Origin of the sequence: Sphingopyxis sp. (assembly GCF_019459305.1) — a bacterium.
GTDB lineage: Bacteria > Pseudomonadota > Alphaproteobacteria > Sphingomonadales > Sphingomonadaceae > Sphingopyxis.
Genome location: NZ_JAIBES010000106.1, coordinates 20,106 through 36,671, shown reverse-complemented (window position 1 = coordinate 36,671; position 16,566 = coordinate 20,106). Strand labels below are relative to the sequence as shown.

7 protein-coding genes are annotated in these 16,566 nt (G+C 64.5%); 4 read left to right on the top strand and 3 right to left on the bottom strand.

Annotation, left to right across the window (positions count from 1 at the left end):
- The first annotated feature begins 177 nt into the window (after positions 1 to 177).
- The 4 genes from K0M74_RS12830 to K0M74_RS12815 are packed head-to-tail and all read left to right on the top strand — an operon-like array spanning position 178 to position 6,330.
- The gene (locus K0M74_RS12830) at positions 178 to 2,613 is read left to right on the top strand and encodes a cyclic nucleotide-binding domain-containing protein (RefSeq protein ID WP_293972936.1); all 2,436 of its coding nucleotides are present in this window, start codon (positions 178 to 180) and stop codon (positions 2,611 to 2,613) included.
- Positions 2,613 to 3,494, top strand: a complete 882-nt coding sequence (locus tag K0M74_RS12825) for a hypothetical protein (RefSeq protein WP_293972934.1) — start codon at positions 2,613 to 2,615, stop codon at positions 3,492 to 3,494. The genes K0M74_RS12830 and K0M74_RS12825 overlap by 1 nt, the downstream gene beginning before the upstream one ends.
- 10 nt (positions 3,495 to 3,504) lie before the next feature.
- Positions 3,505 to 5,439 (top strand): cytochrome c3 family protein, encoded by a 1,935-nt coding sequence (locus K0M74_RS12820; RefSeq protein WP_293972931.1) that lies wholly within the window; start codon positions 3,505 to 3,507, stop codon positions 5,437 to 5,439.
- 42 nt (positions 5,440 to 5,481) lie between these two features.
- Positions 5,482 to 6,330, top strand: coding sequence for a phosphodiesterase (locus K0M74_RS12815; protein ID WP_293972928.1), 849 nt, complete (start codon positions 5,482 to 5,484; stop codon positions 6,328 to 6,330).
- 101 nt (positions 6,331 to 6,431) lie between these two features.
- On the opposite strand, the gene K0M74_RS12810 is transcribed toward K0M74_RS12815, so the two are convergent.
- The 3 genes from K0M74_RS12810 to K0M74_RS12800 all read right to left on the bottom strand — a co-directional run bounded on the left by K0M74_RS12810 (position 6,432) and on the right by K0M74_RS12800 (position 16,559).
- A complete protein-coding gene (locus K0M74_RS12810) occupies positions 6,432 to 7,376 on the bottom strand; it encodes a D-2-hydroxyacid dehydrogenase (RefSeq protein WP_293972925.1) in 945 nt (314 codons plus the stop codon).
- Between the two features lie 107 nt (positions 7,377 to 7,483).
- Entirely contained in the window at positions 7,484 to 8,944 is a 1,461-nt protein-coding gene (cysS, locus tag K0M74_RS12805; protein WP_293972922.1) for a cysteine--tRNA ligase, read from the bottom strand.
- 46 nt (positions 8,945 to 8,990) lie between these two features.
- Positions 8,991 to 16,559 (bottom strand): hypothetical protein, encoded by a 7,569-nt coding sequence (locus tag K0M74_RS12800; protein WP_293972919.1) that lies wholly within the window; start codon positions 16,557 to 16,559, stop codon positions 8,991 to 8,993.
- Between the last annotated feature and the right edge of the window lie 7 nt (positions 16,560 to 16,566).

Genomic DNA, 16,566 nt, shown 5'->3' with positions numbered 1-16,566 from the left:
GACCTTTCCCCGCTTTCAAGGGCATAGCTTTGCGTCCAGGACATTAGTCCGGGTCGCATCCGTTATGTATTCGCCGGGGGGCTGGCGAGAGGGGGGTAGGATGCCCGTGCGCGCGTTCGTCAGCATCACGTCCAGCGATTGCGATAGTGGCCTTTGCCGCCGCTTGGCCGCGCGCGCATGAGCGAGGCGGTAAAGGTTGCGATCATCGGGTCGGGGCCGGCGGGGCTGAGCGCCGCATCGCGCGCCGCGCAGCTGGGGCTCAGCCATATCCTGCTTGAAAAGACCGACCATCTGTCGGACACTATCTTTAAATATCAAAAGGGTAAGCGCGTGCTGGCGACGCCCGAGCGGCTCGACCTGCGCTCCGACTGCCGTTTCGCCGAGGGCGCGCGCGAATATATCCTGGGCAATTGGGACGAGGATGCCGCGAACAACAAGGTGAATGTCGCCTATCACGCCGAGGTTGCCGAGGTGACCGGCGAAAAAGGCTCGTTCGCGATCAAAACTGCCAAGGGCGATGTCTACCACGCCGAAAATATCGTGCTGGCCATCGGGACGCAGGGCAATCCGAACCGGATGCGCTGCGGGGGCGCCGACCTGCCGCACATCATCTATCAGGTCGATGACCCGGAGGATTTCAAGGACAAGCATATCACCGTCGTCGGGTCTGGCGACGCGGGGATCGAAAATGCCCTGGGGGTCGCCGAAGAGGCGCTCGAGAACACCGTCACGATCCTGAACCGATCAAAGGATTTTGCGCGCGCTAAGGCGAAGAACGTCGCCGACATGATGGAGGCGGGCGAGAACGGCTTTATGTCGATCCGCACCGAAACCCAGCCGAAGCTGGTCGAGCCCGGCTGGCTGACGCTAGAAACCCCCAATGGCGATGAGAAAATCCAGTGCGACGTGATCGTCGCACGATTGGGATCGGTGGCGCCGCGCGGCTTTGTCGAATCGATGGGGATCGAGTTTACCGGACCCGACCGCGAGGCCTTTCCGAAACTATCGCCGACGTTTGAGACCACGGTCCCCGGCCTCTATGTTATCGGCGCGCTCGCGGGTTATCCGCTGATCAAGCATTGCATGAATCAGGGCTATGACGTCGTCGAGTTCCTGAATGGCAATACGGCGCTCACCCCCGCCGACGAGAAGGATTTGGCGGCGGTTTTCGCGGACCTGCCACAAAAGAAATCGGTCAGCGAGTGGCTGGAATATCTGCGCCAGCGCGCCACGATCTTTGGCGATGTCTCGCCGCTCCAGATGCGCGAATTCATGCTCGATTCGAAGGTCGCTTTTTATCGGAAGGGCGACGTCGTGTTCGAAAAGGGCGATCCTGGATCGTCGCTGTTCGCGATTGCCGATGGTCATGCGGTGGTCGAGGTGGGCCCCGATTTCACCGTGCCGATCGAGCAAGGATCGATCTTTGGCGAGGTCGGGCTGATTTCGGGCCGCAAGCGCGGCGCGACGATCCGCGCCGGCGAGGACAGCGTTTTTGTCGAGGTGTCGCGCACTGCGGCGCTCAAGCTGATGGCGTCGGTGCCGGGTGCGAAGCGCGTGATCAACCGCATCTCGCTCGAACGGCAATTGCTCCAGATTTTCAAAGGCGGGCTGACGGTCGAGGACCTGAGGCCGGTGGTCGATACGGCCGAGGTCGAGCGCGTCCCGGCGGGGAAGGTCGTGCTGACCGAGGGCGAACAAGGCGACGATGTTTATGTGATCCGGTCGGGGTCAATGGTGGTCGAGAAGGACATCGGCGGTAAACCGATCTTCCTGCGGTATTTGCCCGCGGGCAGCTTTTTCGGTGAAATGGGGGTGCTGAGCGGGCAGCCAAGAAATGCCACGGTGAAGGCGGCGGTCGGTGCCGAATTGATCAAACTGACCGGTGAAAGCTTCCGCAAGATGCTCGCCTCGCGCCCGCAAGTGCGCGCCGCGACCGAGGCCGCGGTTGCCGAGCGCGCGCAGATGAACGATTTCATCGAATCGCGCAAAGCCACCTATTCGAGTGCGGTCGACCTTTATTCGGACACCGCGAGCTTCATCATGAAGGAGGGGCTGGGCGAGGCGACGGACGCGCTGCTGATCGACGAGAATCTGTGCGTCGGCTGCGACAATTGCGAAAAGGCGTGCGCCGACAGCCACGAAGGCCTGTCGCGGCTCGATCGCGAGGCGGGAAAGACTTTTGCCCATCTGCACGTCCCGACCAGCTGCCGTCACTGCGAGCATCCGCATTGCATGGCCGACTGCCCGCCGAACGTCATCCACCGCGGCCCCGACGGCGAGGTGTTCATGGAGCCGGGCTGCATCGGCTGCGGCAATTGCATGCGCAACTGCCCCTATGGCGTGATCCGCATGGAGGCGGCGCCGCCCGAAAAGCCGAGCCTGCTGCGATGGCTGCTCACCGGTTTCGGCCCCGGTCCAGGCGAACCGTCGCCCAAATGGACCAAGAAGCAATTGGGTGACGAGAAGCCCAAGAAGATCGCGGTCAAATGCGACATGTGCAAGGGCATCGCCGGCGGTCCGGCGTGCGTCCGCGCGTGTCCGACGGGGGCTGCGATCCGCGTGTCGCCCGAAGAATTCCTGTCGATCGCGCGGCTCGAAGAGGGGACCGACTGATGGCCTCGCTCTTTCAACGGCGGCGCAAAAAGGCGACCCAGACCGAGCGGGTGCGCGAGCGCAAGCATGAGGGATTCCTGCGTTACGCGGGCTTTCGTTGGGCGAAAATTTCGGGCGGGCTGTGCCTGCTGATCATCATCTCTTACGCGCTGGTCGACGTGACGCCGCGGCACAATGGCGGCAGCTGGTATGGCTATACGCTGGGGACGATCGGCGCGGGGCTGATCCTGTGGCTGACCGCGCTCGGCTATCGCAAGCGCAAGATGACGAACGATTACTGGTCGCTGAAAGCGTGGACGTCGGCGCATGTCTATCTGGGAATCAGCCTGATCGTCATCGGCACCTGGCACACCGGGTTCCAGCTGGGCTGGAATGTCCACACGCTGGCGTGGGCGCTGATGATGCTGGTGATCCTGTCGGGGCTGTATGGCGTGATCGTCTATGCGACCTTGCCCGCGGCGCTGTCGAACAACCGCGACGAGATGACGCAGATGCAGATGCTGGAGGCGATCCGTGCCTTCGACCGCCAGCTGCATAGCGCCGCGCAGCCGCTGACTCCCGCGGACACCGCACCGGTGCTGGCGGCGCTCGACGAAGACCCGTTCGCGGGCGGTATCGGCGCGCGGCTGAGCGGGCGCTATCCGAACTGCGCGACTGCCGCGGCGCTCCGTACCCTCGCGGCATCGCAGAGCAGCGATGCGGCGGCGCGCGAGAAGGTCGTCGGATTGCTCAGGCAGAAGGTTGCGGCGCTGGCGCGGCTGCGCGCGCATCTGCGGCTGCGCGCACTGCTCGAAATCTGGCTCTATGTGCATGTGCCGCTGACCTTTGCGCTGATCGCGGCGCTGTCGGCGCACATCATCAGCGTCTTCTTCTACTGGTGAGGCGGGGATCATGAGCTTCATCCTGCGCCGCATTTCGACGACGAAGACGGGCAAGCAGATCGTCCGTGATCAGCCGCTGCCGGGTGATACGATCACGCTCGGCCGAGATAGTAGCAATATCATTCACGTCGCCGACCTCGCGGTGAACCCGCATCACGCAACGATCAGCAGCACGCACGGCCGCCATGTCCGCGTCGCGGCGAATGAAGGGCTGGGGTTCGACCTCAACGGTCGCAGCGAGACCGTCGCCGACATCGACAGCGGCGCGGGCGGCGAACTGCGTTTCGGCGGGCACCGGCTGACGATCGCGCGCGAGGGGGAGAATATCATCCTGCTCGTCGAACGGATCGACGAGCTGTCGCAGTCGTCGAAGGATGTCGATGAGGCCAAGGCCTTCTCGCTGCAGGGCGTAATGCTGGGCAAGCGGATGGGGGCGTGGGCGTTGGGCGTGCTGATGCTGCTCGCCTTTCTCGTCGGCCCGATCTGGGCGTGGCACAGCTACAAGAACGTCAATGAGCGACCCGACGGTTTTCACGCCGACAGCAGTTGGCTGTCGGGGCCGCTGTCGAGCCCGCACGCCAGCCTGAAGGACGACTGCCAGTCGTGCCATGTCGAACCGTTTGTCGCGGTGACCGACAAGGCCTGCGTCAGCTGCCACACCGGCGAGCACAAGGCGATGAGCGCCGCCCATGCCAATGCACCGACTGCGATGCTGCTGGCGGCGCGTGCGCCGGCGGGCGGGTTCGACAAATTTCTGGCGAATGTCGGCGAGGCGTTGAACAAGCCGCAGGGGCGCTGCGTCGATTGCCATACCGAGCATGAGGGCGCGGGACCGATGCCCGCGACGCCGCAAAAATTCTGCGCGGATTGCCACGAGGGAATGCAGGGCAGGCTGAAGACCGCAGGACATCCGACGATGCTGGCCGACGCCGCCGATTTCGGCACCGGCCATCCCGAATTCCGCCCGCTCGTCCGCGCGGCCCCGGGTGCCAATCCGGCGCGCGCCGCGCCCGGCAAGGGGACGGTCGACTATAATGGGTTGAAATTCCCGCACGATGTGCACCTTCAGGCAACCGGCGGGGTCGCGCGGATGGCGGCGAGTTTCCGCGGGCGTTATGATTTCGGACAAAAGCTGGAATGCGAGAATTGCCACCGGGTCGAGGCCGACGGGGTGCGCGTCAAACCGGTCGAGATGGAGCGCGATTGCGCGATGTGCCACAGTCTCGCGTTCGAGACTGTCGGCGGTACGACGCGCACGCTGCGCCATGGTGAACCCGATCAGGTCGTTGCGGACCTGACCGCTTATTATCGTTCGACCCCGCCCGCGCGGCCGCTCCAGCTGGGCGGGATGCAGCGGCGGCGTCCGGGCGCCTATGCCGAGGGGCAGGTGTACAACATCTATTTCAACGAGGTGGCGGTGCGGCCGGGCCGGGCGCAGGATGCGGTGCGCGCGGTGTTCTCGAAAGGCGGCGCCTGTTATGATTGCCACACGATCTTTGCCCCGCAGGCTGGAAACAGCTGGCGCGTTGCGGAGGTAAACCAGACCGCGCGCTACCTGCAAAAAGGGTGGTTCGACCATGACGCGCACAAGGAAACCGACTGCGCCGACTGTCACACCGCCGCAACGGGTTCGAAAACGTCAACCGACCTGCTCGTTCCGGGGCTACGCCAGTGTCGCGACTGTCACGTCGGAGAAAGTGGCGCGCGGTTGGTGAAGGTCGAAACCGCGACCGAATCGCCGTGTGCGATGTGCCACGAATATCACTCCGACGGCGGTCAGCCGTGGGTTCCGAACCGTCAGCGGAAGGTAAACGCCGCGGCAATCACAAATAAACCCCTGCGTGGTACCTATGGTGTGAGCCTGATCACAGGAACCACGGGGGCGAACCTGTACAAAGTGACGTGGCGCACACCTGTCTGGCACGGGGCAAGACGGGGCGGATAGATTTTGGGGGTCGGCGACCGCTGACCGCAGCAGGGGACGGATGTGCTGATCGCCCAGATCACCGATATCCATTTGGGATTCGATCCGGACAATCCGGCCGAATATAACCGCAAGCGGCTCGACGAGGTGCTCGATGTGCTGATCGACGGGCCGAACCGCCCCGATCTGTTGCTAGCGACCGGCGACATCACCGATCGCGGCGACGAAGAAAGCTATCGCCGCCTCGCCACCGCCTTTTCGCGCTGCCCCTTTCCAGTGTGGGCCAGCGTCGGCAACCATGATCTGCGCGACAATTTTCACGCGCGCTTCCCCGGCCTCGACGACGGCAGTGGCTTTGTTCAATATGCGATCGACCTGCCCGAGTTGCGGCTGGTGACGATCGATACGCTGGAGGAAGGACGCCATGGCGGCGCCTTTTGCGACGCCCGCGCGGCGTGGCTTGACGCCGAACTGGCGAAAGCGCCGACCAAGCCGACCTATATCGTGATGCACCACCCGCCGATCGAAAGCGGCATCGAATGGATGAACACCCATCCCGATGAGCCGTGGGTCAAGACCTTCACCGATGTCGTAAATCGTCACCGCCAGGTGCGCGGGCTGATCTGTGGTCACCTGCACCGCAGCGTCACTGTGGCGTGGGAAGGGCGCACCGTCGCCATCTGCTCGTCGACCGCGCCGCAGGTCTCGCTCGACCTGCGGCCGATCGACGAGAACCGTCCGGATGACCGACCGATGATCGTTGCGGAAGACCCGGCCTACGCGCTCCACCGCTGGAACGGGCGCGAACTGGTCAGCTTTTACGACTTCGCCGGGGCGCACACGATGCTGGCGAAATATGACGCGAACTTGCAGCCGTTGGTGCGCGAGTTGAAGGCTGAGCGGCCGAAGTAAAAGCTGTCGCCCCCCGCGAAGGCGGGTGCCACCGGCGGCATTACTCTTCGCTGCTGCGTAAGCCTCATCGGGCCCCCGCCTCCGCGGGGGCGACGGTATCGTCAATACCCCAGTGTCAAATCCACCCGCGGCTCGACCGCCTCACCCTTGTTCCAGCGCCCCAGATTTTCCATGAAACGCTGCGCTGACCGCACGAACATCTTGTCCTGCGCGCGGCCCGACAAGTGCATGGTAATGTGCGCGTTGTCGAGGCTCCACAGCGGGTCATCGGCAGGCAGCGGTTCGGGGGTGGTGACGTCGAGGAACGCGGCGGCAATCTGCTGTTCGTTCAGCGCCGCGACCAGCGCGTCCTGATTGACGACGCTGCCGCGCGCGATGTTGATCAGCGTCGCGGTCGGTTTCATCGCCGTGAGTTCGGCGGCGCCGATCATACCGTCGGTCTCGGGGGTGGCGGGGACCGCGAGGATCACCCAGTCGAAATCTCCCAGCTGGGCGCGCCACTGGTCGGGAGTCAGCATGTTGGGTCCGGGTGAGCGGCGCACCACGGTCACGTCGACGGCAAACGCCTTCAGCCGCTCCTCGATCAGTTTGCCGATCGCGCCATAGCCGAGCAGCAGCGCTTTCGATCCGAACAGCTCGACCTTGCCCGGCGAGTCCATCAACCATTCGCGGCGTTCCTGCGCGCGGACGACGTCGCGATACCCCTTGGCGACTGTCAGCATCCCCATCACGACATACTCGGCGATGGTGACCGCGTTGATCCCGGCGCCGTTGGTGACCACGGTGCCGCGCTGCGCGAGCAGGTCGAGCGGCATGCCGTCGACCCCGGCGTAGATCGAATTCAGCCATTTGAGGTTCGTCGCGGCGGTGATGACCGCGGCCATTTCCTTTTTATCGTACATGTCGAACCAGCCGATCTCGGCTTCGGGGGCGAGTGCGAGCGCCTCGTCCTTCGACTGGAAAAAGCGCGGTTCGATCCAGTCGGGCAGGCGGTTTTCAACGAGCGGACGGATGAGGCCCGACAGGACGGTGACGGTCTTGGTCATAAATCTCCCCTCCCGCTCGCGGGAGGGGCCGGGGGGTGGGCCTGTCCATGCGCGGCGGGTCGGCCATTCATGCCCACCCTTAGCCCCTCCCGCAAGCGGGAGGGGACTTAATTGTCCAGCCGCCAGTCCCAGCCGAGCGGATCGCCGTCCATCACCTCGACTCCCGCGGCGGTGAGATCGTCGCGCAGTTTGTCGGAGGTCGTGAAGTCCTTTGCGGCGCGTGCTTCCTTGCGGCGGATGAGGGCGGCTTCGATTTCGGCTTCGGTGATGGTGGCGGATTTGGGGCGAACGCGGGGGAGGCCCGCAACATCGTGGAAGAATTTAAGCCCGAGCACATCGCCGAAATCCGCAACAGCGTCGGATCTCTGCCACATGTCGATATGTTTGGCGGCGAACGTGCGTTCGACAACCGTCAGGGCTTGCGGCGTGTTGAGATCGTTTGACATGGCTTCGTCAAACTCCCTGCGAAGTGTCACTATTTCGGGACTATCCGTGCGCTCCTCGCGGCTACGGCGCTCGATCTCGCATTCAAGCGCGGCAGCCGCGTTGCGAAGTCTTTTCAATCGCGTGAATGCTGCGCCGAGCCCCTCCCACGAAAACTCCAGCTCGCTACGATAATGTGCCTGCAGGCACATCAGGCGATAGGCGAGGGGGTGGTAGCCTTTGTCGATCAGCACCTGCAGGCGCAGGAATTCGCCTGCGCTCTTGCTCATCTTGCCGCTGCGTTCGATCAGGAAATTATTGTGCATCCAGATGCGCGCGCCGCTGGCGTCGCTGCAGCTGTGCGCCTGGTTCTGGGCGATTTCGTTCGGGTGGTGGATTTCGCGATGGTCTATGCCGCCGGTGTGGATGTCGAAGGGGAAGCCCAGCAGCGCTTCCGACATCACCGAGCATTCGAGGTGCCAGCCGGGGGCGCCGCGGCCCCAGGGCGAGTCCCATTCCATCTGGCGCGTCTCGCCCGTCGGGGTCTTGCGCCAGATCGCGAAGTCTGCGGCGTGGCGCTTGCCCTCGACCTCTTCGATCCGGCCTTCGCCCTCGTCGGTTTTTGCGCGTGCCAGCGCGCCGTAATCGGTCACCGTTGACGTGTCGAAATAGAGGCCGCCATCCAACTCGTAGCAGTGATTGGCCGCAATCGCCTTCGCAAATTCGATCATCTGCGGCACATAGTCTGTGGCGATCGACCAGTGCGCTGGCTGGCGGATGTTGAGCGCCTTTACATCGGCCCAATAGGCCTCGGTGTAATGGCGCGCGATGTCCCAGATCGACTGCGCCTTTTCGGCCGCCATCTTTTCCATCTTGTCCTCGCCAGCATCGGCGTCGTCGGTCAGGTGACCGACGTCGGTAATGTTGATGACGTGGGTGACCTTGTACCCCTTGAACGACAGCGTACGGCCCAGCGTGTCGGCAAAGACATAGGCGCGCATGTTGCCGATGTGCGGGTAGTTATAGACCGTCGGGCCGCAGCTATAGACGCGCGCCTCGCCGGGGTGGACGGGCTGGAATTCTTCCAGCTGGCGCGTCAGGCTGTTGAACAGCATCAGCGGCTGCGAGGCAAGGGCGTCGGTCATGTCCGCGCCCATGCCCCGCCCCAAGCGGCTCCGTCAACCGAAAGCCTTACGGCTGCTCGGTCGGCGTCCACAGATCGTCGTTGCCCGCGCCGGTGACCGGATCGTCGAGCAGCGGCTCGCCGCTCAGCGGATCGAGTTCGCGCATCGTGATCAGCGGAGAGACGGGCAGGCTCTGGCCATCGCTATCTTCGCCATCGGCGGCGATTTCTTCTTCGATGACATCCTGAACCGGAAAGCTGCTTTCGAAATCAAAGCTGACCGACGTGGTGCAGCCGGCGACGTTGCCGATCAGACAGCCGTTGATGGTCGATTGGGCGTTGAAGCCGGTCTGGGTCACCGTGCTCGATCCTGACGGCGCGTTGATGTTGATGAGCGGGATGACGTCGAGCCCTGTCACCAGCCCGCCGCTGGCATTGCGATGCACGGCGTTGATGACCAGGCTGTCCTGATTTCCCGGGCCATTGATGAGCAGCCCGCCGGTGCCGAAGGTGATGCCGCGCCTCTCTTCAAAGGCGGTACCGGTGCCGCTGTTTTGGATATAGACGCTGTCGTCCAGATTATGGTTGAGCGTGATGCGGTTCGCCGCCAGCGCACCGATGTCGCTGGTGATGCCGTCATTCTGTGCCAGGCGCGCGTCAATCGCGGCGGTCGAGGTCATCGTCGATATGTCCGAAATGGCCTGGGTGGAGGCGACGACAATGTCGTCGGCCTCGATCGTCAGGTTGCCCGCCAGCTGGTCGGGCGACGAACCGCTGAGATGGATCGACCCGCTGCCCATGATGATCTCGACACTGTCGCGCCCGAACAGGTTGACGCCCTGGCTGTCGGTCATGCCGGTAAAGCGCACGTCGCCGTTGACGCGCATCTTGCCGGGGGTAGTGATGAGGAAGGTGCCATTGCCGCCCAGTTGTTGCGCGGCATTGATCGTGAAATCGTCGACAAAGACGTCGGGGCTGCGCGAAGAACCGACCGAAGTTCCTTGCGAAAACTCCAGCCGCTCGCCGCGGACGGTGATGTCGTTGCCATAAATACGGGTGATTTCGTCGGCGTCCAGATGCCAGCCGTTACGCGTCCCGGTCCCGCCGATGAAGGTCGGGTCTTCGGTACTGATATTAGTGACCAGCACCGATGTGCTTGTTCCTAGCTGGCCGATGCGGCCGGTGCTGGCGATGTTGATATCACCCGATGCCACGATCAGATTGGGGCCGGTGATGGCGCCATTGATCGTCGCAGTGCCGAGGGCGCCCGCGTACAGCGAACCCACCGTCGTAACATTGTTCAGCGTCATGTCCTGGTCGGCTTCCAGATTGACGTTACCGGCCGACAATTGATCGACCGACAGGTCGTTGCCGGCGCGAAGATCGGCAAGCCCCGCAACCGTGGCGGTGGCGACCGCCAGATTGCCGCTGGTACGGACGCTGGCATCGCCGCCGGTAGCCGTGAGATTGGTGAAATTGAGGCTGTTCTGCCCGATAATCTGGATGGTTCGAGCGGTCGCGCTGATTGCCTCATCCGCGTCGAGGGCGTTGATGACAATGCCGCCATCGGTGCTCGACAGGCCGGTCGTACTGCCGCTGCGCAGCGTGTTGATCAACATGCCGTCGGTTGTCGCCACCAAGACATTGCCCGCTGCGGTGCTGACTTCGACGAGGTTGGCCGTCGACCCGGCGGTGATGCCGATATCGCCGCCTGCGCGAACAACGCCGCCGGTCACGGAATCGGTCACCGCGATCGTGATATCGCCGCTGGCATTGAGCGTGGCGATGCGGTCGCCGACTGGCGTCACCAGCGTTGCAAGGTCGGCACTAGTCGCGGTCAGCGCGATGTCGCCGCCGGCCTGCAACGGGCCAGTTGCCGAAATCTGCCCGGAGGCCGCGGCGGTGAGATTGGCGGCGGCGTTGAGGTTGCTGGCGGTGATGTCGCCTGCCGCGGCGGTCAGTACGATATTCGACTGGTCGGGTGGCGACCCGACGATCTGGAACATGGCGGGCGACGACGGGCTGAACGGCGCAAAGATCAGCGACCGGTCGTCGGGGCCGGACCCGGTCGTTACCACGCCACTGGCAAGGATTCCGTCCGGTGCCGTGATCATCACATCGTCGCCGGCGGTGACGTCGGAGATTGTTGCGATCGTCCCCGCGAGCACAAACAAGTCCTCGCCGATATCGCCACCTGCCATCGTCACGGCGCCACCGGCGTTCACGCCGAACATGCCGGTTGCACTGTTGTCGTTCAGATTGACATCGCCGACGGCGTTGATCAACACGGTCGATGCGATCGGTGGCCCGCTGCTCGAGCTCTCGAAGCCGGTCGCGTTCGCCGATGCGTTGATGTTCGCGGTCGAGGTCAAGTTGATATTGCCCTCGGCATTATAGGTGCCGCTGAGGTCGCCGCCCGCAAAGATCGAGATATCGTCCTCGGCCTCGGCCAATGCGATCGCGACGGGGCCGGCGCTCCCAACCGCGAACAGCGACCCGACGGTCGTCAGCGTTCCCGCAATGTCGATGCGTGTCGCATTGAGGTTGATGCTGCCGCCCGCATCAATCGATCCGCCGGTGATCCCCTCGGCTCCCGCCGTGTTGCCGGTCGCGGTCAGGGATACCGACCCGCCTGCGCCGATAGTGTTGAACAGGATCGACTGGCCATTGGCCTCAACGAAACCGCCCGCGGTCGAATTGCCCAGATCGACCGCGCCCGGCGAGGTGACCAGGATGTCGCCGCCGGTGACGATCGAATTGAGCCCGGTGCGAAAACTGGCGCCGCTGGCGGTAAAATCATTGACGGCTTCGGCATGTTCGACCGAAACTGCGCCTGCGGCGGTGATGAAAATATCGTTGCCGTCGAGTTGGTCGACCCCGATACCGCCGAGTGTTGACGTCAGGGAAAGCGTCCCCCCCGTGCTGAGCAGGCTGCCCGGCGCGCTGCTAATTCCGGCCGCCGTCGCGGTGAAATTGCCACCCGCAGCGATCGTCGGTGCGGTGCCCTCGCGGAAATCGTGCCGGATATCGATCTGGTCGGCGGCGTTGATGGTGAGGTCGCCGCCAACGGTCACGGTGCCGTTCGATTGGGCATAGGTGCCGAACGAACTGTCGGTGGTCAGCGTCATGTTGCTCGACGTCGTGATGGCGCCGCCAGTTGCAGCGAAGAAAATCCCTGCAGGCGCCTCGTCGGTGTCGTTGTTGGTCGGCGGCGCCGATCCCAACGCTTCGGCCGTCAGGCTGGTGAAGCTGACGTCACCCGTGTTGCGGATCTCGATCCGGCCAGCGGCGTCGCCGTTCGCGGCGATCGTCGTAGAGCCAAGCGCAATCGCACCCACGCCTGGCGAGGTCCCCGAAGCGTCGATGATGGCGCGCCCGCCCGCGGTACCCAGCACGCCGCCCGCGGTGCCGTCGCCCGCAGTTCCGGTGCCGCCACTGCCACCCGCGCCTGACGCGCCGCTGACCGTGATATCGACGGCGCTGCCGTTTGAGGTGAGGGTGCCGCCATTGGCCGACAGGCGCACCGTGCCGCCGGTTCCGCCGCCGCCGGTGCCGCCATCGCCCCCAATCCGCATGCCGCCAAAGCCGTTGAACGCGCCGCTGCCGCCACTGCCGCCGGTCCCCGCGCTGCTGAGCGATATGATGCCGCTGGTGTCGGGACCGATCGCCACCGTTGCGCCATTGCTCGCGGCGATTGCCAGCGTACCGCCGGTTGCATCGCCGCCGTTGCCGCCCGCCGCGCCGACGAGTTCTTCCGACAAGAAACTGGAATTGGCACTGCCGCCGCCACCGCCGGTGGCCGCCGTGACAAAATTCGCCTGGGTGACAAGGATGTTGGCGTTTGCGCCGTCGGCCTCGATCCGGCTGGTGCCGCCATTCGCAGTCCCGCCGTTGCCGCCCGCACCATCGTCGCCAACGCCGCCATCGCCGCCGTCGGCCGATGCGTCCACTGTCACCGCCAGCGCGCCGGCATCAAAATTGGTGACGATGATCTGCGCCAGCCCGCCGATTCCGCCGCCACCGTCGCCGCCAACCGTTCCGAATCCACCAACGCCGCCGTTGCCGGTCGAGTCGCTGATAACCGTTCCGGTCGCCGTGAAGCTGGTCGCAAAATCGATCGTGGCGGTGCCGCCTTGCCCGGTCCCGCCGGTCCCGCCGACGCCGATCCCGGTAACCGACCCCGAACTGCTCGACGCAAACACATTGCCGCCGTCGCCGCCGATGCTGCCTGCATCGGCGATCAGGTCGGCCGTGGTCAGCGTACCCGATGTGATATTGATCGTTGCGGTTCCGCCGATGCCGTCCCCCGCGTCACCGCCATCGCCAGCGACACCATTAAAGGCGAAATAGGCGCCGCCTTCGCCGCCCTCGCCATTGGCATAGGCAGCAAGCGTCGCCGTTTGGATCACCGCCGTGCCATCGATGTTGATCGTCGCGTCGCCGCCTTGGCCGATGCCTCCCGCACCGGTCGGGGTCGGGTTGGCTGGATCATCATCGTTTCCGTTTGCGCCGAACCCGCCGACACCATCGGCGGACACCGAAACATCGCCGCCGGTCAGGGTGCCGCCAAACAGGTTGATCGTTGCCGTGCCGCCGATCCCCATGCCAGAAACAGCGGGATCGAAGCCGCCCTCGCCTGATGCCGACACCGACAGTGTGCCAGCCGTGATTGTGCCGCCCGTTTGGGTAAAGGTAGCAGTGCCGCCGCGCCCCGTGCCGGCCACGCTGCCGCCAAATCCGTCGGCGCTGACACTCAGCTCGTCTGCGGTGAAGGTGCCACTCTGCATGTCAAAGGTCGCGGTCCCACCAACGGCCCCAGCGGCACCGTCGCCAGCGTTGATGCCTTCGGAGAAGCTGTTGGTGGCGCCGGTGGCGTCGAGAAAAATATCGTCGAACGTCATGCTTCCGGTGCCGGTGGTGCTGTTGCGCACCCGGATCAAAACGGTGCCACCGATCCCCGATTCGAGCGGCGAGGCTCCCGCAGTCAAATTGCCTCCGGACACGCCGCTGGCCGAAAAGCTGGCATAGTTGGCCATGGCGATCGTGCCGCCATCGGCGATTACCTGGATCGTGCCGCCGGTGGTCAGGGCGTCATTAGGTGCCGCGCCGCTGGACGCCGACGCCGAAAATTCATTGAAACCGCCGCTGTCGGTTGCACTTAGGGAGCCATTGTTGGTCGTCAGCAGGTCGATGGTCCCGCCACTAACCGCACCCCCGCCATTGTCGGCGTTCGGCCGCTGCGCGTTGGTACTAACAAAAAAGGATCCCGCGGTGATCGTCCCGCCATCGGCGGTCAGGTCGACGTTGCCCCCGACCGCCGCACCAGCGTTAAACGTCCCAGACGAAACGAAGTTACCGCCCGCGGCATTGACGCTGACACTGCCGTCGGTTGAAAAAAGACCGCCCGTCGTTGCGCTGATCACAACGTCGCCGCCGGTGCCATTCCCGACACTGTCGCCAAACCCGCTCAGGCCGCTGACGTTGATCGACGTATTGCCGTCATTGATGATGCCGCTGCCGTTCGCAACGGCAATGGAGACGGTTCCACCAAGGCTGTCGCCCGATGTTGCCGATATATTGCTGGGGGACCGGGCGGCGCCGCTGCGCGCCTCGGCACTGAGTAGCAGATCGCTCATATCGACCGCGACGCCGCCGTCGACCGCCAGTCCGACCGTCCCGCCGGTGCCGTCTCCGCCCGTCGAACCTTCAAATTCGCTGCTGTCGCCGCCGATGCCATTGGCGGACATCGCCAAGCCGCCAAGGTCGATTGCCGTGGTGTCATTGCCGTCGATCGCGATCACGGCGCTGCCGCCGGTGCCTGAGCCGCCGCTTTGCGTCGTCACATCGACGGATGACTGCGACAGCTGAGCGCCGCCGATTCCGTCGGCGCTAACGCTGGTGATCAACGCATCGACCGCTGTCGCCGCGCCCGTGATCGCAATCCGTGCGATCCCGCCCGTTCCGTTACCCGACAGGATATTGCCTGTCTGGCCGATGCCGGTCGAGGCCACGCTGATCGATCCGTTCACCGACAGCGCGCCGCCGTTTTCGACGGTCAGCGTCGCGTCGCCGCCGTTGCCGTTGCCGCTGTTGTCGACGGCGGTGGCCAGTCCCCCGGAATCAAGGGTGACGCCGCCCCCAATACCGGTCGATTGAATATTCAAACCGTTGGTGGTGAGCGTGCTGCCGGTACCCGAGATCAGGACGACCGCGTCGCCGCCGGCTCCATCGCCGCCATCCCCGCTGGTTCCGATGTCCCCGGCGCCGATCGACGCGACGGTGATGAATCCCGCCGTGACCGAGCCGCCAAGGACCGACAACGTTGCATTGCCGCCCTGCCGCGATCCGTCTGTTTGTAACTGGCCCAGCGACTGGAGCGTCAAAGCGCCATCGACTTCGATCGCCTGATCAGCCCCGGCGGTCAGCGTGGCGCCCGCATCGCCGCTGAAATCGGCGTCGCCCCGGACGATAATCTTGCCCGTTTGCGGGGTCGGGGGAGTGCTGGGCGGGATCATATTGTCGGGCCGGCCGGCAAGGGTACCGCTGGCGTGTGTAACCACACTGCTGCTGAACAATGTATCGCCGACGGTCATGTTCGCGGCGGTGGCGTTCACCGGCGTATCGTTGAGCTCGCCATTGGTGATATTGTAGCCCGCCGACAGGCGCACCGCGCCGTTGGGATCGACCTGCGCTGATACGGCGTCATAACCGATCTGCCCCGACACCAGCATCGTGACCGCCAGATTTTTCGGGATCGCGACCATATAGACGCGGCTGTCGTTCGGGTTGCTGTCGAGATGCCCGGGGCCGCCGGTGGTACCGGTATGCGTGATGACGTTGCCGCCTTCGGCCCCGACCTGCACATTGATGTCGAACAGCCCGCTGTTAATGCGGATGTCAGCCTGTTCGGCGGCGACATAGCCGACCGAACCATCGACGCGGACGGCGCCTGCCTGCACAACGCGCGGCGCGACCAACGCGACGTAACTGCTGCCGGGGCTGAACGCATTGTTGGCATTGATTGCTGCACCGGCCGAGACCGTCACGTTCGATGTGCTGCCCGGCGCGCCGCGGAAGCGGATTTCGCCTGACGGACCGAGCAGGCCGCCGGTGGTCAGGACATCGTTTGCCGTTAGCACCAGGCTACCGACGTTCATGACCCCGGTCGCGCCGATCAGGATGCCACCGGTGTTGTAGAACCAGATATTCCCGCCGCGCCCGCCCGAAGTGGCGAAGTCGATGCTATTGACGGTGCCGTTGATCGCAATCTGATCGGCGATCGGCAGGCCCGCGCCCGATACGAACCGGTTGAGCACGATATATTGGCCGTTGCCGGTAAAGTTTAGCGAATTGCCGGTGGGCAGAAAGTCGATCACCCCGCCGACCGGTGCGTTCGACGGCGTCCAGTTGATGATCGTCTGATCGCCCGTGGTGTTGACGACCGTCGGCCCCGGACCGGGCGCAGAAATTGTCGGGCTGCTGAGCCCTGGGCCAGTCACGGCCTGTCCCGTACCGGCCACCTGGGCGAGCGCAGGCCCGCCATAGGCGAGCGCGGCGAGCCCCGCCACGATCGCGCAGCTTTCGAGCAGTCGGCGCTTGCCCTTCCAGGTCGGTGCGAGATTGGCCGTGTCACGCATGTCTGTG